General features: G+C 38.6%; 21 protein-coding genes. 9 read left to right on the top strand and 12 right to left on the bottom strand.

What is annotated here, in order from left to right; all coding sequences use genetic code 11:
* Positions 1–54: 54 nt before the first annotated feature.
* Together ASE92_RS09035 and ASE92_RS09040 are read left to right on the top strand one after the other, a co-directional pair.
* On the top strand, positions 55–507 hold the full coding sequence (locus ASE92_RS09035; RefSeq protein WP_056849773.1) for a protein-disulfide reductase DsbD domain-containing protein: 453 nt from the start codon (positions 55–57) through the stop codon (positions 505–507).
* An 8-nt stretch (positions 508–515) separates the two neighbouring features.
* Positions 516–2,180 (top strand): protein-disulfide reductase DsbD, encoded by a 1,665-nt coding sequence (locus ASE92_RS09040; RefSeq protein WP_056850030.1) that lies wholly within the window; start codon positions 516–518, stop codon positions 2,178–2,180.
* A 260-nt stretch (positions 2,181–2,440) separates the two neighbouring features.
* Here the strand turns inward: ASE92_RS09040 and ASE92_RS09045 are convergent, their stop codons facing one another.
* Positions 2,441–2,908, bottom strand: coding sequence for an Lrp/AsnC family transcriptional regulator (locus tag ASE92_RS09045; RefSeq protein ID WP_056849774.1), 468 nt, complete (start codon positions 2,906–2,908; stop codon positions 2,441–2,443).
* A 291-nt stretch (positions 2,909–3,199) separates the two neighbouring features.
* On the opposite strand from ASE92_RS09045, the gene serC reads away from it, so the two are divergent.
* Together serC and ASE92_RS09055 are read left to right on the top strand one after the other, a co-directional pair.
* Entirely contained in the window at positions 3,200–4,291 is a 1,092-nt protein-coding gene (serC, locus tag ASE92_RS09050; protein WP_056849775.1) for a 3-phosphoserine/phosphohydroxythreonine transaminase, read from the top strand.
* An 11-nt stretch (positions 4,292–4,302) separates the two neighbouring features.
* Positions 4,303–5,472 (top strand): DUF1015 family protein, encoded by a 1,170-nt coding sequence (locus ASE92_RS09055; RefSeq protein WP_056849776.1) that lies wholly within the window; start codon positions 4,303–4,305, stop codon positions 5,470–5,472.
* 219 nt (positions 5,473–5,691) lie between these two features.
* Here the strand turns inward: ASE92_RS09055 and ASE92_RS09060 are convergent, their stop codons facing one another.
* From ASE92_RS09060 to ASE92_RS09080, 5 genes are all read right to left on the bottom strand, one after another.
* The gene (locus ASE92_RS09060) at positions 5,692–6,156 is read right to left on the bottom strand and encodes an Lrp/AsnC family transcriptional regulator (RefSeq protein ID WP_056849777.1); all 465 of its coding nucleotides are present in this window, start codon (positions 6,154–6,156) and stop codon (positions 5,692–5,694) included.
* 4 nt (positions 6,157–6,160) lie between these two features.
* Positions 6,161–7,570: a rhodanese-like domain-containing protein gene (locus tag ASE92_RS09065; RefSeq protein WP_056849778.1), complete on the bottom strand. Its 1,410-nt coding sequence runs from the start codon at positions 7,568–7,570 to the stop codon at positions 6,161–6,163.
* Positions 7,571–7,591: 21 nt separating this feature from the next.
* Complete coding sequence (locus tag ASE92_RS09070) at positions 7,592–8,395, bottom strand: sulfite exporter TauE/SafE family protein (RefSeq protein WP_056849779.1); 804 nt, start codon at positions 8,393–8,395, stop codon at positions 7,592–7,594.
* Complete coding sequence (locus ASE92_RS09075) at positions 8,395–9,555, bottom strand: cysteine desulfurase family protein (protein WP_056850031.1); 1,161 nt, start codon at positions 9,553–9,555, stop codon at positions 8,395–8,397. The genes ASE92_RS09070 and ASE92_RS09075 overlap by 1 nt, the downstream gene beginning before the upstream one ends.
* A gap of 352 nt (positions 9,556–9,907) precedes the next feature.
* The gene (locus tag ASE92_RS09080; protein WP_056849780.1) at positions 9,908–10,216 is read right to left on the bottom strand and encodes an arginase family protein; all 309 of its coding nucleotides are present in this window, start codon (positions 10,214–10,216) and stop codon (positions 9,908–9,910) included.
* 577 nt (positions 10,217–10,793) lie between these two features.
* On the opposite strand from ASE92_RS09080, the gene ASE92_RS21705 reads away from it, so the two are divergent.
* From ASE92_RS21705 to ASE92_RS09095, 3 genes are all read left to right on the top strand, one after another.
* The gene (locus ASE92_RS21705; RefSeq protein ID WP_056849781.1) at positions 10,794–11,117 is read left to right on the top strand and encodes a BlaI/MecI/CopY family transcriptional regulator; all 324 of its coding nucleotides are present in this window, start codon (positions 10,794–10,796) and stop codon (positions 11,115–11,117) included.
* A 343-nt stretch (positions 11,118–11,460) separates the two neighbouring features.
* On the top strand, positions 11,461–12,021 hold the full coding sequence (locus ASE92_RS09090) for an RNA polymerase sigma-70 factor (protein ID WP_056849782.1): 561 nt from the start codon (positions 11,461–11,463) through the stop codon (positions 12,019–12,021).
* 77 nt (positions 12,022–12,098) lie between these two features.
* Positions 12,099–13,352: a FecR family protein gene (locus ASE92_RS09095; RefSeq protein WP_056849783.1), complete on the top strand. Its 1,254-nt coding sequence runs from the start codon at positions 12,099–12,101 to the stop codon at positions 13,350–13,352.
* 4 nt (positions 13,353–13,356) lie between these two features.
* Here ASE92_RS09095 and ASE92_RS21605 read toward each other — a convergent pair whose 3' ends face one another.
* Positions 13,357–13,482, bottom strand: a complete 126-nt coding sequence (locus ASE92_RS21605) for a hypothetical protein (protein ID WP_255352340.1) — start codon at positions 13,480–13,482, stop codon at positions 13,357–13,359.
* A 1,094-nt stretch (positions 13,483–14,576) separates the two neighbouring features.
* Between ASE92_RS21605 and ASE92_RS09105 the strand changes: the two genes are divergently transcribed.
* On the top strand, positions 14,577–15,080 hold the full coding sequence (locus tag ASE92_RS09105) for a DUF5025 domain-containing protein (protein ID WP_056849785.1): 504 nt from the start codon (positions 14,577–14,579) through the stop codon (positions 15,078–15,080).
* Between the two features lie 5 nt (positions 15,081–15,085).
* On the top strand, positions 15,086–15,157 hold the full coding sequence (locus tag ASE92_RS21710; protein WP_369817410.1) for a hypothetical protein: 72 nt from the start codon (positions 15,086–15,088) through the stop codon (positions 15,155–15,157).
* A gap of 607 nt (positions 15,158–15,764) precedes the next feature.
* On the opposite strand, the gene ASE92_RS09110 is transcribed toward ASE92_RS21710, so the two are convergent.
* The 5 genes from ASE92_RS09110 to ASE92_RS09130 form a co-directional block, all read right to left on the bottom strand.
* Positions 15,765–17,126, bottom strand: a complete 1,362-nt coding sequence (locus ASE92_RS09110; protein WP_162237753.1) for a DUF3526 domain-containing protein — start codon at positions 17,124–17,126, stop codon at positions 15,765–15,767.
* Between the two features lie 4 nt (positions 17,127–17,130).
* Positions 17,131–18,576, bottom strand: coding sequence for a DUF3526 domain-containing protein (locus tag ASE92_RS09115; protein WP_056849787.1), 1,446 nt, complete (start codon positions 18,574–18,576; stop codon positions 17,131–17,133).
* The gene (locus tag ASE92_RS09120; protein WP_200926388.1) at positions 18,576–21,083 is read right to left on the bottom strand and encodes a TonB-dependent receptor; all 2,508 of its coding nucleotides are present in this window, start codon (positions 21,081–21,083) and stop codon (positions 18,576–18,578) included. Before ASE92_RS09120 ends, ASE92_RS09115 begins: the two co-directional genes overlap by 1 nt.
* A gap of 9 nt (positions 21,084–21,092) precedes the next feature.
* A complete protein-coding gene (locus ASE92_RS09125; RefSeq protein WP_056850033.1) occupies positions 21,093–21,788 on the bottom strand; it encodes an ABC transporter ATP-binding protein in 696 nt (231 codons plus the stop codon).
* An 82-nt stretch (positions 21,789–21,870) separates the two neighbouring features.
* Positions 21,871–22,149, bottom strand: a complete 279-nt coding sequence (locus ASE92_RS09130; RefSeq protein WP_056849788.1) for a hypothetical protein — start codon at positions 22,147–22,149, stop codon at positions 21,871–21,873.
* Positions 22,150–22,442: the final 293 nt, after the last annotated feature.

The following is a 22,442-nucleotide window of genomic DNA, read 5'->3' on the forward strand; positions in this document are numbered from 1 at the left end:
ATTGGGCGTATCAAAAGATGACGCTAAAGATTGACATCACCTAAACAAACCAAGATGAAAAAGAACCTATTTATTTTTACTGCATTTATGTTTCTGACAAATTTTTGTGTGCATGCTCAAATACTTGAACCAGTGAAATGGAGCTACGCTGCGAAAAAAGTAAATGACAAAGAGGCTGTAGTGTATGTAAAATCAACTATCAACCCTGGATGGCATCTATATTCGCAATTTGTTAAAGAAGGTGGGCCAGTGCCTACTGCATTCACTTTTGCGCCATCCAAAACCTACATCCTGGTCGGGAAAACTATTGAACCTAAACCGATTACTAAGAATGAGCCTGCATTTTCGATGGAAGTAAGCTACTTTGAAAGAACGGTAGTTTTTCAGCAAAAGTTAAAGTTGATTGCAAAGTCTACGGTGGTAAAAGGAAAGGTTGAATTTATGATATGTAACGACAAGCAATGCCTTCCGCCAAGTGAAGTGGAGTTTAGTGTAGCAGTGAAGTAATGGGGGATATGAGAAAAATTAAATATGTTTCTATATTAGTTTTTTGTTTTTTGGCCTTCTCTTTCCACGGTTTCTCCCAGGAAACAAGTGTGCCTGATGATGCAGCTTTCACCGAAATTAAGACCTCAGTTGATTCCGCTACAAAAATTAATGATAGTGTAGGTGTAAAACCCTACAAGCCGGTTTTGGCTAATGTTAACAGAAAAGTTGTTGAAAAGGTTGAAAAAACTACTTTTTGGAGTATTTTCATATCCGGATTTGTAGGCGGTCTTGCCGCACTACTCATGCCATGCATATTCCCTATGCTTCCTTTAACGGTAAGTTTTTTTACTAAAGGTGCCGAAAAGGGAAAGGCTTTTAGCAAAGCGGCTCTATATGGGTTCTTTATCATTTTAATTTATGTTATACTGGGCCTTTTAGTAACGGTGGTTTTCGGCGCCGATGCGCTCAACAGTCTTTCAACAAATGGACTATTCAACTTCTTCTTCTTTTTGCTGCTGGTGGTTTTTGCAGCCTCCTTTTTCGGTGCTTTTGAACTGACACTTCCTTCATCATGGGTGAATAAGATGGATGCCAAATCTGATAAAGGTGGTATTGCCGGGCTATTTTTTATGGCAGGAACGCTGGCCCTGGTCTCCTTTTCCTGCACAGGTCCGATTATTGGAACCTTGCTTGTTCAGGCAGCCACAACAGGTGCATTACTAGGTCCGGCCATAGGAATGTTTGGCTTTTCGCTGGCGCTTGCTATTCCTTTTGCTTTGTTTGCACTTTTTCCTTCGGCCATGAATGCGCTGCCAAAATCAGGAGGCTGGCTGAACAGCGTAAAGGTAGTTTTGGGCTTTCTGGAACTTGCTTTTGCTTTCAAATTTCTGAGCAATGTTGATTTGGCTTATCATTGGGAGTGGTTTGATCGAGAGATATTTCTGGTGCTGTGGATTGTAATTTTCGCAATGATGGGTTTCTATTTGTTGGGTAAACTGAAGTTTTCTCATGATAGTCCATTAGCCTATATTTCGGTGCCAAGATTATTCTTTTCGGTTATTGTTTTATCTTTTACTGTTTACCTGGTGCCAGGTTTATGGGGAGCACCGCTGAAGTCCGTATCTGCTTTTCTCCCACCAATGGAGACACAGGACTTTGATCTTTATACGCCATCGCTAATTGGCGGATCTCCCGAAACTCAGCAAGGCACACTACTTGATAAGCCTCATAAATATTCAGATATTTTCCATTCCCCACTAAAGTTGAATGCATTTTTTGATTATCAGGAAGGTATAGAATATGCAAGGAAAATGAAAAAACCGGTATTAATTGACTTTACAGGGCACGCCTGTGTAAACTGCCGGAAAATGGAGGCAAATGTTTGGCCTGATTCTGATATCTATAAAATGATCAGTCAGGATTATGTGCTGATACAACTCTATGTTGATGATAAAAGTGATGTGGCACCAGCAGACGTTATAATAAGCTCAGCTGGTAGAAAATTAAATACGATCGGAAAAAAATGGAGCGACCTTCAGGCTTCGAAATTTAATTCCAATTCCCAGCCGTTTTATGTTCTTCTCGATCCAGTAACGGCGCAGCCTTTGGTTAGCCCACAAGGCGCTGATTACGATATTTCGAATTATAAAAAATTCCTGGAGGCTGGCTTGTTGGCTTTTCAGAAAGGTTAACTCGTGCTTTGTAGAAGTAGCACGAGATTTTTGTTAATTAATGATGACTGATGGGACCGGCTGGATGGCCTGTCCCTTTTTTTATAAGCCAGACATCGCAGGCTTATGGATTGTTCAGGCGTCGCAAACATTTCGGAGTTACATTGTAGCTTGATTTGCCTATTACGCTGATCACCTTAAGATATTTGAGAACCTGTTGTCAAATTAAGATGCATAATTTTCCTTTATCAATTTTAGTATGACAAATAAAAAAGTATCCGCTATAGTTTGTATGCTGTTTCGTATTTCAATTCTGATAGCACTATAAAACTTTGTATTGCACCCACATAGGGTAATGGACTAATTTTGTTTCGTAAAAATTCATTGTAGCTAAACATATCCGGAATGGCAATCTTAATCATAAAATCAAAGTTGCCAGTTAAATGATAACATTCCATAACCTCTGGAAGGTTCTGCATTTCCTGTTGAAATGCATTTATGGATTCTCCCGAATGATCTTTTAACTGAATGTGGGGAAAGGCCACCAGTAAGCTTTTAAGTTTATTGATCTCCAGTTGTGCTACCGTTTTCCTGATATATCCTGTTTTTTTTAGGTTCTTAATTCGATCTACGACATTGGTCATGCTTTTCTTCAAATGACCTGAAATTTCTTTATAAGTCATCAATCCATCTTTTTGGAGCAAATTCATTATTAATAGATCGATTTCATCTGGAAGATAGTTGCTCATTGCTTACTTAGTGTAAAATTAACACAATTTCAATTGTTTGTAATAAAACTAAAAATAACCAATTAATTATATTTAAGGTGTTAAATAGGTAAAAATTTTACCTGGCATAGTGTAATTTGAGTAAAGAATAAAAGTTTACTGAAAAATATTATTTGGTCATGATCTTACTTTGATCATGACAACCAAATTTATAGCGGTCAGTATATGATTAAAAAACAATTTTTACCAATAAAAACAAATTACTTGAAGCAAATGCTTCAGAGGCTGATCTTTATGTGAAATAACATCATCATGATAAAAAAGCACAATTTCGGGGCCGGCCCATGCATTCTTCCTGCCTCAGTATTGGAAAAGGCGGCATCAGCCGTAATCAATTGGAACCAAAATGGTTTGTCTATCCTCGAAGTATCACACCGCTCAGAAGAGTTTGAGGCTGTAATACAAAAAACAGAGCAACTGGTAAAAGATTTGATGAAAGTGCCGGATGATTATGCTATTTTATTTCTTCAGGGTGGAGCAAGTACGCAGTTTTCGATGTTGCCACTGAATTTTTTAGCACAGAAGGCCAGTTATTTGGATACCGGATTTTTTGCCCAAAAGGCAATCAAGGAAGCCAGGCTCTTTGGAGCGGTCGAGGTTGTGGCATCATCCCGGGAAAAAAACTATACTTATATTCCACAAACATATGAGGTGTGTCTTTCATCATCATATTTACATCTGACTTCTAACAATACTATTGAGGGTACAGAAATCTTTGATTTTCCACAGGTGAGTGTACCATTGATTTGTGACATGTCTTCAGATATCTTTTCAAGGGTTATTGATGTATCCCAGTTTGATTTAATCTATGCTGGTGCTCAGAAAAACATGGGTCCTGCGGGAATGACGCTTATCATAGCCAAAAATTCTTTCCTTGACTCCGCAAAAGAGTTAGTTCCATCAATGTCCGATTACAGAATCTTCCGGGATAGTAAAAGCATGTTCAATACACCTCCCGTTTTTTCTATATATGCAGCAATGTTGAATCTTGAATGGTTGAGCGAGATAGGAGGAGTAGAGGAGATAGAAAAATTAAATATTGAAAAGGCAAGGCTATTGTATGATGAACTTGATCAGAGTAAAATTTTCCAGGCTACAGTGCACGGTACATCCCGGTCGAGAATGAATGTTACCTTCACCGCCCGTAATCCGGAGATTGAATCCGGGTTTCTAAAATTTATAGCAGACAAAGGCATAATCGGGATCAGGGGTTACAGAACGGTTGGCGGTTTTCGCGTATCCCTGTACAATGCTCTTCCCCTTGCTAGTGTCCAAGTATTGGTTTCACTCATGAAACAGTTTGAACAAATGGTTATCCAAGAAAATAGTAGCATTATTATTTAATCTCTTTAGAAATGGCGAAAATCAAAGCATTTAAAGCTACACTACCACAACCACATTGGTTCAATGAAATTCTTAAAAATGAAGAGCAGGGACTTTTTGATCTGCGATACTGTCTTGAAGCGCGAGGATCATTGAAGATAGATCAACGAAATAGGGATGAAATCATATTGAAATTGAACCAGCTGATGGATGAAAAGTTATTTGAAAATGATCTTTATCAATGTATTTACTTATATGGACAACAAACTGGAGATAAGACTACTTATGGTTTTTGCATGTTAACTGATGTAGCAGATTACGAAGATCAAGATATCCATAAACATGAAAAAACAATATTAGAGAAACAAGCCAGGTTAACAGACTACAGAAAATATATCGGGATTGAGGGCAGCCCTGTATTATTGATACACCGGCCGCATTGGAGGCTTAATGAAATTATCGCTGATATTACGCTGCAATCCGCACCGTTAATATATGACCACGCGGCGCAAACCCACTACATATGGAGAATAATAGATGTAGAAATCATTGAAGAGATAACCGAATTATTCACTAGAATCGGCAATGTATACATAGGAGATGGACATCATCGCCTGGCTTCAGCTGCAGCAAGTAAATCCATTACCAAGCCATATATAAATTCTTTATATGTTGCTACAAACCAGTTAAAAATATCTGCCTTCAATCGCTTAGTATTCCCATCTGAGCCACTAGATAAGGAATGCTTTTTTCAACACATAAAAAAATACTTTTTTGTATCTCCGGTTCCGGGCAATATACCATACAAACCAGACAGATTGCACCGATTAGGGCTTTGCTTCAAAGGTGAATGGTATCAACTTGATGTTAAACCTGCGCTAATGGAACTGGTACAGCTACCTGATGTTATCATTATTCAGGATAAAATTCTTGATGAACTGTTGGGTATTAGCGATCCCCAATCTGCAGAAAATCTATTTTACTATCCGGAATCTGCCTTTGCGGAGATGCTGGAAGATGGTGCAACATCACTGGATTCCATAATTTTAACTGTATTTTCATTAAGCATGAATAAATTAATGGAAATGGCAGAGGATGGCAAATTTCTTCCTCCAAAATCAAGTTACATTGACCCAAAGATTCCATTCGGATTACTGATGAATATTCAGGCATTAATAGCGCGTGATGACTGTGTTGTTTAGGATGCTTTCGGTTTTCAGACCCACCGATTCGTTATCGGTTGGCCTTCTGGTGATTATTGTTTTTTTGATCTTTTTTAATAAAAACAATAGTTTAAGTCGAAAGCAGGATGATGACAATGAATGGAAGTGATAACAGGAGATCAGATGGTCTAAGTCTCAATTGTAGGCGGGGATTTCCGATGTCCTGCGTTTAAGAGGATAAACATCAGAACCCCCTATTTATGAGATTGGATAGGCGGTATCACTTTTAGCTTCTGAAAGTACAAAAAAACTCTGAACAGTAGTGATGTTGGGTAGTGTCGCAAGTTTTTGGCGATAAAAATCATGGTAAGAATCCATGTCCCGGGTAGCAATCTTTAAGACGAAATCGAAACTTCCGGTCATTTGGAGGCATTCCATTACTTCCGGGAATTTAATGACCTCGTCCTCAAAACCCTTTAAGGTTTCTGCAGCATGATCATTGAGTAGAACCTGACTATATGCAATCAGGTTTCTGTTTATCATTCTTCTATCAAGGATTACGACGGTTCGTTTGATATACCCAAGCTTCTTCAACCGCCTGATTCTTTCATGAATCGTAGCCACCGATTTATAAAGCTGATCGGACAGCTGTCTGTGCGTAATGGCGGCATTTACCTGAAGAATTCTAAGAATTTCTTTATCTGTTATATCTAGGTCAGTCATCTGGTTAGCTGATTTGTTTGTTATTGAGAAAGCACTTATTTTTTACCGAACGGATGGCGCTCAGTCCCCCCGATACATTTATACACCCATGGTACCCTTTCGATTTTAATAATGAAATAAAAATCATAGCACGGTATCCTCCAGCGCAATATACCAAATACTCTTTGGATGTATCAAGCTTACCAGAAATTTCAAAATTTTTCTCCAGGAGAATGTTTACTGATCCGCTAATCTGATCCTTCGACCGCTCTGACTCATTTCTGATATCTATGAATGGAATGTTCTGTTGCATAGTATATGCTTCAAAGTCTTCTGCATCAATATTTTTCACCACATCAATGGACTTTCCTGCAATTAACCATTTTTTCATCCCTCCGTCCAGATACCCGCTGCACTGATCATAGCCGACTCTGGCCAAACGGGTAATTGTTTCTCTTTCCCTTCCAGTCTCACAAATTAAGATGATCTGTGGTTGATCAACCGGAATCAATGAGCCAACCCATGGTGCAAAACTTCCATCCAAGCCAATGTGGATTGCTCCAGGGATATGCCCTTTTGCAAAATCTTCTGATGACCTTACATCCAGCACCAAAACATTTTTGTCTTTCATACTTGCTTCAAATTCATCAACTGACATGGCATTTTCCCCGCGATCATATGCATTCAAAAGCGAATGATAACCTTTTTTGTTTAAATTCACATTCATTCCAAAATAGGGCGGCGGAACTGAAAGACCATTACATACCAGTGAAATAAATCCTGATTTACTCAGACTGATATTTAATGCATAATTCGTTTTGCGCTGGTTGCCTAGTAAGTCCATACGATCAGCACTCAGGTTCTTTCCACAGGCGCTTCCTGCCCCATGTCCAGGAAATATGATTAATTCATCGGAAAGCGGACCAATCTTTGTTTTAAGCGAATCATATAACATTCCTGCAAGATCCTGCTGACTCAAACTTATTTTACTGTTTTGTGCAAGGTCAGGTCTGCCTACATCGCCCAGGAAAAGCGTATCGCCGGTAAATAGTGCATAATCCTTACCGGATTCGTCTTCCAGTAAATAGCAGCAACTTTCCAATGTATGTCCCGGAGTATGCAAAAGTTTGATTTTAAGGCCATTTAGATCAAAATATTCTCCGTCCAAGCCTTTATAACTTTCGAAGGCTGTCTCCGCTCCAGGCCCAAAAATAATTTTTGCACCTGTATTTCTGGCCAGTTCCAAATGTCCGCTAACAAAATCAGCATGAAAATGAGTTTCGAAAATATACAGAATATTTGCCTTATGCAGATAAGCCTGATGGATATATTGACTGGTATCTCTTATTGGATCAATGATGGCCACTGCTCCATTGTGTTCAATGTAATAAGATGCTTGCGAAAGACACTTTTCGTAATATTGCTTAATGATCATATGGTGATTTGCTGGATTTGTTTAAGAGAGGTTGTAAACATTGTTAAGCTGAGTAGATAAAATGCAAATAGCCATTAAAATAATAAGCCACCCGAAATATATCTTTAACCTCATGGTATCTACCTGAAGCGATATTTTATTTCCGATAAAGCTCCCAATAAGTGAAATGCAGGTAATGTTTAGAATTAATGTCCAATCGGTACTTTGTTGATCAATTTCCGACAAAAAGCCTGCGCATGAATTAATCACAATAATAAACAGCGAAGTACCGATAGCCTTTCTGATTTCCATGTTAAAAAATAAAATCAGTGCAGGAACAATAATGAAGCCGCCCCCGGCTCCGAGAAATCCGGTCACCAATCCAGTAAAAATTGCTGTACCAAATAAAACGAACTCATTTATTGGTTTTAATATTTTACCACACTTGATTTTCTCCCGCTTCAGCATTAACACCGATGCGTATAACATCAGTATCGAAAACAAAATCATACTCAGCGAACTATAGGTGAGGTAAATCTTCTCTGAATGCCAAACAACAGCTGGAATTTGTGGCGTAATAAATCTTCTTATCACACACACAACAAGTAATGAAATAATCGAAAAAAGTGAACCCTGTAACATTAAAATTTCCTTTCTTTTGATTTTAGGTATCATGGCCGATGCGCTTGAAACTCCAACAATAAAAAGTGAATACCTGGCGGCTTGAATAGAATCAATATTGAAAAAGTACACCAATAAAGGTACGGTCAGTATACTTCCTCCAGCGCCCATAAGGCCCAGAGAGATTCCAATCAAGCCAGATAATAAATAACCTATCAACTCCATTAGATACTAAGCGCATGATTTGTGGGGGTCAAAATCCCCTTAATTGATTCAATTGCGAAGTCTATATCTTCCACACTGGTCATCTTACTGAAAGAAAAACGAATGGTTGCACCTGGAAGGTTTCTATTTAAAGCGCTAATGACATGACTTCCTTCATCTTCCGTGCTGCTGCAAGCACTTCCACCTGATGCATAAATACCTTTGCTGTCCAACAGCGACAACATTAGATCTGTATTGCTGCCAGATTGAAAATTGGCACTTAAAACCGTATAAAGAGACGTTTCTGAATGATTAAAGGTTATTTCCTTTGCTATTTCTTTAAGTCCTATCCTCATTCTTTTGTTTAGCGATTTGATGTAGGAATGATCATATAAGAAGTTTTCCATAGATAGTTTAAGTGCTTTTGCGAATCCTATAATCCCGTGAACGTTTTCTGTGCCAGCCCGTTTCTTTCGTTCCTGACCTCCACCATGAAGGAGTGCGCCGAACTTGGTTCCGTCGCTAACATAAAGTATACCGGTGCCTTTAGGACCATGGAATTTATGTGCTGATGCTGATGCAAAATGAACACCGAAGTTAATCAGGTTTATCGGGTAATGTCCGATGGTCTGAACACAATCAGAATGAAAGATTGCTCCATACCGTCGTGCAATGGTGCCAACTGACTCAATTTCCAACATGACGCCTATTTCATTATTGGCGTGCATAAGACTTACCAGGCATTTATGACCATTTTTAGCGTATTCAACCAGCTGACGCTCCAAATCATCCAGATCTACATCTCCTGCTGCGTTTAACCGGACAAACGAATAGCTGATTTTGCTGTTTTTAGCATAGTGTTTCACAGTATGCAGCACCGCATGATGTTCAATAGGAGAGGTAATAATGTGGGTACAGCCCAAATCATTTACCGAGGCTGCGATTGCCGTATTATTACTTTCAGTTCCGCCGCTAGTAAAATAAATACTGGTTGCCTTAACTCCGAGTATTTCGGCTACCTGTTTTCTTGCTGATTCGATCGCAGAGCGGCTATCCCTGCCCAGGGCGTAAGTTGAGGATGGATTGCCATAACATTCTTTCATGTAAGGAATCATTGTTTCAAGTACTTCCGGGTCAACTTGAGTAGTTGCAGCATTATCCAGATAGGCAATTTGGTTCATGATCATGATTTTATATTAAACTTGTTTTAGTTTTACAAATTTCATACTGTTGCCGTTCACTATCAATCACCAGCGAATATTCCATCACTCTTCCGGAAATTTTGAAACATTTGACTACTATTTCATTCCATTTCACATCATTTGGGTTGTAAAAGCATAAATTTTACAGTGTTGATTTAGCTGCCTGGTGACCGTAAGAATATTTGAAAGCGAAAAACCCCTTCCTGTCAGATATGCTGTCAATGTCACTGCTACGCCAAAATAAACCAGATTCCCGGGAATAACTTTAGTTTCCCCCCAACCCGATTTATTTCATTTTGTTCCATAGCCTAATGCTTCATTCCGGAGGCTGTTATTTTGATTTTCTCCCTTGCCTGTTACCAGCGCTGGAGCAAGCAGCCTGCCATAGATATTGCATGAAGGGAAAAATGAATCTCAAATGTGTTTCTGCATGTGCGTCAATCCGGACAACGCCTAAATCTTCATGAGGATTTATCGTCCTGATTTCGCTGGTTGTACCCAAAGCAGTAGAATGGTCACCAGATAGTATAATAGGGAATTGATAAACTATCAAAGTTTTTGAAGAAGCTTTTGCAACTCGTTTAAACTGCTCGAGAATTTTGCTCGGTCCTTTTCGCAAATACAATTCTATTTTATACATTCATTCATTTTGCCTTTTCAACTCAAATTGACTAGAAATTAGGTAGATAAAAATTAAAGTAATAATTGCCTTCCACATCAGAGACAGTTATTCGATTTCCATTATTTAAAACAACTGGCGAGGGGTGATAATTATGGTCTCCGTATAAGGATTATAACTCTATTTTAGGTTAGTACACTCTGTTTGTAAAAGCTGTGGTGCGAGTTCGTATAACACAAGAGTAAGGTTTTCTACAATAAAATTGATTTTATTCTATTAATTATAAAAGCAGATTCTATTATTTAGCTTGGATGTGCCTTTAAACGAAACTCAATATTGATCAGCTAGGTATGGAGTAATCAGCAAACAATCTCAATTGTACATTCATATGTTATCCATCGAACTTCAATGGATATTTATTCAGTAATTACATGGGAATATTTCGTTGTCATATATTTTTCGGAATGCTGTCCGAAAATAGCGTAATTCCCGAATTATTTTTGGTGAAAACGTGATTTATCTTAATAAATCACCATTAGATTAACGATGATTGATTGTTGAAAACCAACCTGTTATATTTGAGTAAATACTTACTGGTGTGAATGATCTGGAAATAAAAATACTAATTTTTCTTTGGCAAAAAGGGCCTTCTCTAGCAAAAGATATTTTTGAGGGAATTTCAAAAACTAATCTGGCTTATAGTACACTATCTTTCTATTTAAGGACTTTAGAACATAAAGGCATGATTGGACATTTAAAGATCGGAAAAATTTACACCTATCATGCCAGGCTCGAATGCGATACATTTGTTGATCAACAGATGCATCGAATTCTAAATAGTTTGTTCGACGGAAATAGAAAAAAGCTTTCCGGTTTTCTAAAATCCAATGGATGGGTTATCGACTGGCATTGTAAGTTATAATCGTTTTCAGGAAGTTAGCGTAATATGAAATTTATTTAAAGTAGACAGAAATATCACTGTGCTGGCTTTGTATTTTAGATTAAAGGTACTATTGTCTATGTTCTGTATCCGAATGAATGGCTTCCGATCATTTACCCAGCGAATGTACTTCCATGGACCGGTGACATGTTATGATTCATTTCATAAATATGTAAGGAACCGATTTTATGCATGATCAATTCATTTCGTATATTCATAGCTTTTAGCTAACTATGTGATTCATTAAATGTCTGTTTACTTTAATGAGTATTGGCCCACTATCAATGCTGAGTTCACTATCAGCGTGTATTTATGATTCTAATTAATGGAAGGAGAAGAAAGTAAAATACTCCATATCGACGAATTCGAAACGATGTTTCGAAGGAACCATCAATTTTTGTGTGCTGTGGCTATGCAATACGTTCATGATCAATTCGCAGCGGAAGATATGGTTCAGGACTTTTTCATAGACTTTTGGCAAAGGCGCCACACCATTCAACTGACTACAGGTTTTGAAGCCTATGCGCGCAGGGCAGTGAAATATAAATGCATCGACTTCCTGCGTAAAACTGCAGTAACTGAAAAAAGGAATTCGATGCTGGCCGCTCTTGAAGAGGAACAAGAACATAACGATGAGACAGAATATAACGAAATCAGGCATCAGCGTTATATAAAAATTGTAGAACTGATTCAAAAGCTAACTGAAAACCTACAAACCATCTTTATTATGCATGCTGTAGATAAAATGAGCTATGCAAATATTGCTAAAAAGCAAAATATTTCAATTAATACAGTAAAAACGCAATTAAGTAGGGCTTATTCAGTGCTTCGTAATCACCTAATTCTTTTTTTTATTGCCTATTCTTTATTGTCAGGGCGTTTTTAAATTTATTTTTAGGAAAAAATAGAAATTTCCCGATTTACTGTCACCCATTTTCGATATATCTACGACAGTGTGTTGATATGGATAAAGATCTCAGCCCTTTTACTCCTGACTGGAACAGGCTTTTAGATAAACTTGAATCAGATGAACAGTCGCCAAATGCCCTAAACGCGGATGAGCATTTGCTTTTAGCAGAACTTCGTGCCATCAGGGATGAATCTGCTGATGCAATGAAAACCTACTCTGCTTTTCATACCAATAACAAGTGGGACGAATTAAAAGCGAAAATAGAACTAGCGTCTGCAGTGCGGAGCAGGGCCAAGCTGCGTAAACTTTGGTTTAGCAGTGCTGCTGCCGCAGTTTTTCTTCTGGTAGGGATCGGCTTTATTTATCATGGTCAGGATTATTCACAGAAATTGGTCAACATCATCAGGAATGATATCCCTCCCGGCAGGAACACAGCAACACTTACGCTGGATAACGGCAAAAAAATATTATTATCTGTAGCCATTAATGGTGAGCTAGCTAATGAGGCTGGAATAGTGATCAGTAAAACTGCAGACGGTCAAGTGGTTTATGCTGTAAAAGATGATCAATCGGCCGCAGGTACGCATATTCATACCCTGTCAACTACTGTTGGGGAAACTTACCGACTCCGCCTGCCAGGCCAAAGTGAAGTATGGCTAAATGCATCTTCCTCTATAAAATTCCCTTCTTCATTTGCTTCGTCGAAATTGCGCGAGGTTGAAGTTACAGGTGAAGCCTATTTTGAAATTGCAAAAGACAAAACACATCCTTTTATAGTAAAAACCAACCTCCAGGAAGTAAAGGTACTGGGTACACATTTCAATGTAAATAGCTACGCTGATCATCACAGGACAGTAACTACATTACTTGAAGGGAGCGTGCGCGTATCAGATCATGTGGGACAGGAAAAAATCATCAAACCAGGAGAGCAATCGGTAATACAGGATGGGCGGCCTATCATCGTTGCGCCTGCTGACATCAAAAATGTGATGGCCTGGAAAAATGGTTATTTCCGGTTCAGAAATGAGCCGATTGAGGAGGTGATGACAAAAATCATCCGCTGGTACAATATCGACGTAGTATATACAGGTAAAGCATCCGGTGAGAAATTCAATGGTAATATTTCACGGTATAAAAATATAAGCGATGTATTGAATATGCTGAGCTATTCCAATGATGTTAAATTTAAAGTTGAGGGAAGGAGGGTGACGGTCATCCTTCTTTTTATTGTTTTTATTCGATTAACTTGTCCTTCTACCTGTCCATTACTTATACTTGTAATGACCGCATTACTTACTGCATCATAATCTTTCAAAGATTTTTCCCAAAGTTGTTCAAGCCACATTCTGATTCAAGTACCTCCTCAATCCATGCTTTAAGCATCCCATCCTTTTTGGTCTTAAATAGATTTTTAAAGCCTTTTACTAACTTTTCCATTTTTTCCATTTGCGGATATTTTTCAAATAAAAGCTTTAGAAAATCCCTATCATCAGCTTTAAGATCATTGGGCTCCATGTATAGCATCAGTGATAATCTTGTCGGTGACCAGTTTTTACTAGTATTGGGCCCATGGATTTCGGCCTAAGAGAGGGTTGCCTGCTCTTAAGCTCATTCATTTTATAGCAAAATTGGGTGTACTTGCTGCACAAACCTATTTATTTGACCCCTTTGCACCAATTTTTAATTATTTGTAAATGCTTTGTAAATAGTGTGTTGTAATATATTTTTTACTGGCGAGACGGGGTCAATCTCCTACGGTTTATCCAGATATAACCTTTTACTCACATTTGGGTTTTCTGATCTTAAGTTCCAAAATGACTTGTTAATCCTAGTGGAATCTCAGATCGAATTCATTGGTTCGTCCTCGTCAACGAAAAAAGCAAACTATTCTCATTCATATTTGCCAAGTTTTTGTGTTCTAAATTTTCAGCACTACGGTTGCCACTTTTCCTAAAAACTAGATTTTTATATAAATCCTTTGCTTTTTAGGTCATCAACAATTGGCCCAAGAACCTGTAAGAAGGCACTTAAGTGTTCAAAGTAATCCTCCGAGAGGGTACATAACGAAGATTTCGTTAATTTTTTAGAGGCCTGCTCGTAAATGAGCAGGCCTTTTTCGTTGACTTTCAATGAGTCGTGTTAGTCAACTGCCCAATAAATTAGTGAAATTGAAAGCAGCAAGGTAATTCCTTCAGTGAGTCTAGTGGTTACTTTGTCTTTATGAGTAATTCCAAAAAACAAGATTTACCATCCCTATCTTAGTATTCATTGTTCCAAATATATGGTACATATGCATTTTCTGCAATCTTTAAAAGTTTTTTGATGTAGTTGCAATTGTAAGGATAGTCATTGCTAAAATAAAACCTTGGCGGTCGGAATATTATATTGGAATTAGTTAACATCTTATCGATAGTTCAAATCTTCATTTTTGAGGTTACTTAATTATACATTCTTTAAATTCGAGTTCAATTTAGAAAACGATAACAAGACTAATTGCAATTAAAGAAGAATGAATACTATATTTGATTACTATGAAATCTAAACTTATAATTTTCTGTGTAATAATTTCTTTATTTACAGCTTGTGAAAAAGAACACACCGAAGTGATTGCTAAAGATAGTTACATACAATATTTTCAAGCTAATATTGCTGGTAAACCAATTAATATAGAGGGGCCTATTGCTACTAATCGTGATATTTTCCATGGAAGTTGGACTATACTCGGAAACAGCGATGGAACAAGCAATGAAATGTATACAGTGAATGTAAAGGTTCCAAAAGAAGTACTTAATACTACAATTAGTTCAAAATTTCAATTTCAGATCTTTGATATTAAAGCCCGCGAATATCTGATAAATAGTAAAAATGCATTTCAAAAAGATTTTTCAACCCACATTTATCTTGTAACTGAACTAGGAACTTCAGCTTCAAAAACCTTTACAACAACTGAAAGCAAAACGGCATTTAAAATTTCAATTTCAAAATATCAAAAAAACCAAAGGATGGATCCGTTCCTTTTGTCGGAGGGAATTTAAATGGTGTGTTATATAATACCAGAGACTTGCAAGATTCAATTGTAATAAAGGATGCTGCCTTCGAAGTAAGATTTTAGATTTGAATACTTTAGTGAAAGTAACTTCGATAACTTTCTGTTTTCAAAATTAATTCTCTACAAATTAAATGGCAGCTAATACAATTTTTTTTACTAAAAAATAATATTAGTCTATTGATACTTTCGTTTTGTGAGACAAATTTAAAAGCGAATCTGAATACCTAACAAAAATTCACCGTTTCCTGATGTTTTAATATGATTTTAATAATTATGCAATCCAAAAGAAAACAAATATCTGTATAAGTCAGCCTTGGCGTTGGTATTTGTTGTAGTCATTGAGATAATGCGCAAATTACAGTCCTATTTAATCTAAGGACTGTAATTAATAACTTACTTTATTCTATTTTAATGGATTTCGCCTTTAATAAACCAAGCAAGCTTATAGCTGAAAGTAATACATATGAATACGGATAACATCTATTATAAAATAAATACGCGGAGACTATGACTGTCCGCCACAGTCCCTTATCGCGTTTATTGAATCATTCCAATGTAAGCATTCGAAATACGTTTTGCATGCTCGGACCGGCCGCATGAATACCAGTCATGAGTTCGAAACTGATCATAATGATTTTTTACCTTGTTTACCATGGAATGCATATCAGAACTATTTAACAATTTGGATTTCCCTGAGATTTATCAACGTTAATATCAGAAACAGTATGGTGAGCAAACTCAATGATGCCAATCTTGTCCAATCTTTAATGGTACCTGGTGTAAATGCCTCAAGTTTAGTGGAGCTTACCTTAGTTGTTTCTATTCCATGTTCTAAAAATATTGCAGGGTAAAACTGTAGTCTGGTTTTCTCGTGATAAGATCGGTATGCCTCTTGAAAAGCGAGATGAGCATTCAAATCTGTTCCGGCAACCTCATTGATGCCCAGTTGAGTTTGAACGGTTGGTAGAAAAAGTGCTGCAATTGAAGTAAAACGCTGCCTTAGCTTAAGCTTTTCGGCTACTGATTTTCTGCTTTCAACCGCTTGGTCGTCGCCCATCTGTTGCATGCCATAATACCAAAACCAGCTAAACGTCTTATCAGCGGGAAATGGATATTGCTTCAAGTGAGGGTAATGCTCAAAAAATGGTTTCATGGTGACTTCTTTTGGCATGTCCCATTTTTCATGGTAGCCCTCACGTTGATTGATCACATTTTGCAGCGCTTCGGGAACTGAATATTTCTGGGTGAGTACCAGATTCAAACTGGCCGGTAATACCACACATAATAATACCCACAGGGCAACTAAAACGGAAGCGTTGTAGTTGGAAGACTTGCTTAAACTAATTACAAAAAATGATACGGCAAACCAAAAGGCAAGATACAGCCAGATGATAACGCTTACTGCAAACAAATTTTGATCAATCGGCAAATGAAGGAATAATAGGGCGGCTAAAAACAAAACGATAGAAGTGAAGTAAATCGTCACCATCCTGACCATAAATTTTTTCCAAATTAATTTCGAAAGTTGGTTAGTCTGTGATTTCAACAGTGGCCAGATTCCCGATTCCCGCTCTTCCGCAATTAAGCTGTATACTAAAGCAATAATCACGAGAGGAAAAAGATAGATGAATACGAAACTCAGGTCCATATTCCCAAATAATAGGCTCACAGGGTTGCTGATTTCGGTATCATAAATTTGGCCCTCCAGCGCCAGCATCGTGGCAGAAATGAGGTATGGATTCACATCCCGCTGGCCATTGGCAAATGCTGCCCATGGCTGAGGTACATTGGCCATTGAAAATTTATTGTGGAAGAAGAAAAGGCCAATGTCATTGCCAAAGTGTTCTAAATTATTTTGAGTATTCTTCTGCTGGAGCACTGCGGCCTTTTCAATTGCCCGGTTTTGCTTATCGATAAAGGTTTTGCCAAAATACAAGCCAGCAAATCCGGTAACCAGCAACACCAATATGCCAATCCATGCTGAAGTACTTCTGAAGAAAAGTTTAAATTCCAATTTATAGGTATTTTTCATTATGCTAAACATTTTTGATCCACCGAGGGGAATATTGAAGTAAAAGAATAACCATTGATAGCCAAAGCCCTAGGGCAGCAAGTGCAACGGCCTCCTGTTGCAATACTTTACCGTAAATCTTAAACTTATAATTAAAATCGGGCTGTTCTGCCCAGTTGGAGCGGCTGATGGAAAGCGGTTTGTCGTGTTCACCTGGCTTCTCATTACTGATTTTATCGATCTGAAGCTTGTTCATTTTTTGCGCCAATCCATAGCGGTAGGCTTCGGCCTGATTCTGGAAATCAACGAAAGTCTCAAAATCTGAAGCAGTTAAAGCCATTGAAACCTGCTTTAATGCCAGGTATGGATTAAGCAGGGCTACCATAGCGGTAATACCGTTTTGCCGCTGAAATTTCTCGTTCAGTTTTTTTTGGTGAGCTGAATAGATGCCTGCCGTGATCCGTTCTCCTTCTGCCATGATGAAGCCGCCATAATTAAAAGGCAGTTTTTTCACGTCATCTACGCTGTAAGCTTTGAGCAAAGAATCTTTTATTCCGGCATAGTGAGGGTCATTCGCATCATGACTATCACCTTGCTTTTGAACATCGGAGGCAATCTGGTCCAAAAATTCAAGCTTGGATGGAACCGGAAAAATCCTGTTCCCAACGGCCTGTGTAATCCTCGGAACGATGATGATCAGCACAATCCAGGCAGCAAGCAGCGTAGTTAATACTGTTCTGGAGCTTTTGGAAAATGCAGAAACCAAAACGGTTATCGCCACTATGATGAAAAAATATGCGGAGTAGCAGATAATCAATATCAGTAGCCTAATGGCCGAATCGCCGCTTACTGCCCAATCGCTTAAAGATGCCCATAGCAATATGGTCAATAAAATCAGCGGAATAAATATAGAAAGCACTATAGCTAAAATTCCAAAGGTTTTACCCCATAAAAGTTTTCTCCAGCTTACCTTTTGGCACAGCAAAATCTTCAGCGTTCCTGATTCCCTTTCTGTAGCAATGCTATTGTATCCAAGAAAAATAATCAGCAGTGGAACAAGAAGCTGCAGCACCATGGCTACGCTTATTTCTCCAAATCGCAGCATACCGTTAGAAAATCCAGCTTCGCTAAAGTTGACCGTGTTTTGTTTGTGTGCCTCCAGGAAAATAGAAACACCCGCGAAACTTTCTATTCCAAAATCAAAAAAGCTCAGTTCATGCTTTTCCCTGAAAGCAAGATATCCGTAATGGGCCATCCGGTGTGGATGTTTGTCTGGCTTTGCCAGCCATTGTGCCCGAACAAGTTGTTTGTAATGCAGACGCTGGCTATTTTGCAATTTAAAATTCTGCCATCCTACATAGGTTGCTAGGCAAAGCGAAAGGCCGAGAAGAACCGCTAAGGCCAACGTTGCCCTATTGGCTATTATACTTTTGTAGGTTTGCCGGGATATGGTAAAAACAATATTTTTCATTAAATACGATAAGTTATATTAAACATCACATTTCTTGGCGTGCCCGGAAAAAGACGCAGATAATTTTGTGCACCCACCCAATAGGTTTTGTTCAGGATGTTGTTGAGGTTCATAGAAAGTTGCACCTTCGATGTATTTGGTGAGTAATAAACTGCAGCATCAACCACGGTATAAGCAGGCAGAGTAAAATTTCGTATGTAAAGCGGTAGTTTGTTGCCGCTATACTGTAGCCCTGCACCAAAACCCAGACCTTTAAGTTTTGCCTGGCGAAGATCATATCTTGTCCAAACGCTTGCGCTGTGCCTTGGTGTATTCTGAACACGCTGACCGATGATCAGAGGATTGAAATCATCTGTTACAATAGCGTTTACATAGCTATAGCCAATATTAAATTGCCAGTTATCTTTGATGAAACCTGAAGACTCGATCTCAATTCCGCGGCTTCGCTGTGCACCCCTTTCGATAAGACGATTGACATCCAAAGGATCATTGGCGTTCATAAGCAGGTTTTTTTGGTTGATTTCAAATGCGGCAACATTGACCATCAAATTTCCATCGAGCCACTCTGATTTGATGCCGAATTCACGAAGATCGCTTTCCAATGGTTTGAAATTTGAGCCGGAAGGCGGAGGAGTGATGACCAGAGAAGACGTATTACCCTGTGGCTGATAACCTTGCAGATAGGTTGCGTAAGCATTTATCTGTGGATTAATGCGGAAAGTTGCGCCCAGTCTGGGAAGCAGTTTCGCAAAGTTTATTTTCCGCTCGGTAGCCAGCTGATAATTGGCATAGTCTTCATACCATTCCTGCCTTAAACCTATGGTAAGTTTAAACCGGCCCACTGTAACCTGATCCTGAAGATAAACGGCATTTACCAGATAGTATGCCGGTGCTATTTCGGTTTTGGTAAAGGTATAATCGCTTAGGTTTTTAAGTGTGTAGGAGGGATTAAGCAGGTTGAAATCTTCTACATTTGGCACAGGCGCATTTACACCATTGACAATGCTAAACTGATAAAGATCTTTTTTTGCTGCATCATATCTCGGCGTTACCGTACCATCTTTCAAACGGTATCCCTGCGCGGTACTCGACCCACCACCACGAAGTTTTTGTGTGCTGATGCGGTCATACCCGGCAACAATCTGATGTTCAACACCGAAACTATTAGCTGAAAGAGAGAAATATGGACTCAAGTTTTCAGTACTAAACTTTTGTTGTCTCTGTACAGCAATCATTCCTGCCAGACTGCGGATCGGCTGGGTATTTTCGTCGAGGGCAAAGGCATTGTTTGTGCGGTGCTCTACCAGATCTTCGTTCCAGTCCTGTTTCATGTAAGCTAAATTGAAAGATAGGTTTTTACCTAGCTTATGAGAAAAGTTGGCCATCAGCATTATATCACGTGTGTTAAACTTATCATTGCTGGCACCCATATTAAAGCGGATGGGTGTGCTGGTCAGATCTGTCTGGCCGGCTGTGGCACCGAAAATCGCTTGCCCGCGATCCAGCCTCGAGTTACTATTGTTAACCACCACTTCAATACTTAAACTGGTTTTATTATTTGGGATATAGGAGAACGAGGGTGCAATGATGTATCCTTTCCTGAACTGGAGATCGCGAAAGCTTCTGCTGTTTTCATACCCGACATTAAGTCTGTACAATAGGGTTTTGCCCTCATCCAGCGGGCCTGTAAAATCAAGGGCACCACTGAAGGTGCTAAAGCTACCGCCTGAAATGCTGATTTCACGGCGTTGTTGAGGCAAAGGTTTTTTGGTCACCAGATTAATACTTCCTCCAGGATCTACGCTAGAGAATGTAGCGCTGGCAGGCCCTTTTATGACCTCAATTCGCTCCAGATTACTCGTAAGTGGCTGGTTGAAATAATTTTGGCGGGTACGCATTCCATTAATAATCACGCCCTCTTCATTCTGATTAATTCCGCGGATAGCGAATTGATTGTAAAAGCTACTCTGTGATACACTCGTTACGTTTTTGATCGCTTCAGATAGCACACCCGCCTGCCGATCGGCAATTAACTCTTTAGAAATTGAGGATATCGCCTGTGGAATATCCTTGTTTAAACTCGCTGTTTTAGTGGCAGAAAAGGAGTAGTTGCCATAATATTTTTTACCGTTGGTACCCACTACTTCAACTGTTTGTAGCTCCTGGTTGGTGGCATCCAGCATTATTGGATTTTTGATTAAGCTATCAGCCAATGCAGTTTTAATATTTGCCTGGTAAGTAGTAAAGCCCAATGCCGTTACGCGGAGCTGATAAGTACGGTTGTTTTCCAAAACCATCGAAAACAGGCCAAGGGTATCGGTACTGGTAACTAACTGTTTATCATTTTTGTTGAAAAGGAGTGTTGCACCCTTAATCGCTAAGCCCGTTCTGTCGGTCACCTTTCCGCTTAGTTTCGATTGCGCATTTGCGGACGGTAAAACGGCTAGCAGCAGAAGTGAAATAAAAACGAATTGCAGGAAATAACCTGATTTATTTATGTGATACATCTTAAAACTTTAAATGGTTTGCAGGTACAGTTTTTGAAGATCAGTCGCAGATATTTCGTTTGCTTTAAGGGTATGAATCAGTTCTCCCTGTTTCATGATCCCGATATGGGTCGCGATTTCCACTGCATTAAAAATATCATGAGTAGCCATCAGTATGGAGCGACCTTCATTTGCGAGTTTTTTAATCAGCAAACTAAATTCGGCAGTTGCTTTAGGATCAAGGCCGCTTGTCGGTTCATCCATCAGAATAATCTTTGCATCTTTTGCTACAGCTATTGCTATCCCAACCTTTTGTCGCATTCCCTTGCTAAAACCGTTTAAGCGCTTGTTGTGAGCAGCTTCTTGTAACCCGCTTTCGGTCAGTAATGATTGCAGATGATTACGGCTGTAATTAAAACCAGCAAGTTTTGAAAAATAATCGAGGTTTTCTACAGCACTCAAATTTCCGTAAAGCATCACAACTTCCGGGATGTAGGCGAGATGTTGCCTTCTTAACTCATCACCAGAAGATACAGACTGTTTATTAATTAATATTTTGCCTTCAGATGGCTCTATAAATCCCAGAAATAAATTGATGGTGGTGGTTTTACCTGCCCCATTCTGGCCAAGCAAGCAATATACTTCGCCTGCATTAACAATGAGGTTTAGGTTTTTCAGGGCATGATAGTCCCGATAGTTTTTAGATAGTGAGATAGCTTCAAGCATAAAAATAATTATTAACGCATACGCGAATGCCATGCATTTGATAAACCGAAAAAATAAAATGAAATAATTAGCCTTTTAGAAGTTAGGCGACTAAAGCGGGCGGACCTTTATTGGCCGCAGAAAGAATATAATTAGCCGTATGGCCAAAAAGATAGCCAAAAATATGACCAGGGTATTTAGCTGTTTTTGCTGCTAAAACCGGAAGATTCGGCGAATCAAATTCATGAGACTGATTTTTGATCAGGTCGCAAAGTTTACAACTTGTTTTGGCTGTTGAATACTTGAACAATACCGAAGTTTTTTCTTTGTTGTGAACACTTTGATCGAGAAGTTCTTGCTCATGGTGGTGTAAACCTTGCACTATTAGCGCAGACAGAAACAAGATCAGTAGCAGAAATGCCCTAACTGAGGACGGAAGAAACTGGTGATATGTTGTGGATGAAATTGCCAATTGCAGCAAATATACATTTAAAAAAATTGATCGACTTATGTCGGGAAATTAAAATAAGAGATTGGTGACAATATTTGCTGGATTGATTTTACCGCAGGCATATTATCTAAGCATTTTGGATAGTTTAGTAAAGTCTTCGTTTTTTGAAACGCCTATCCTTTAATTTATTTAACAATTAATATTTCTATAACATTCATTGCGAT

It is taken from the genome of Pedobacter sp. Leaf41, from assembly GCF_001422545.1.
Lineage (GTDB): Bacteria > Bacteroidota > Bacteroidia > Sphingobacteriales > Sphingobacteriaceae > Pedobacter.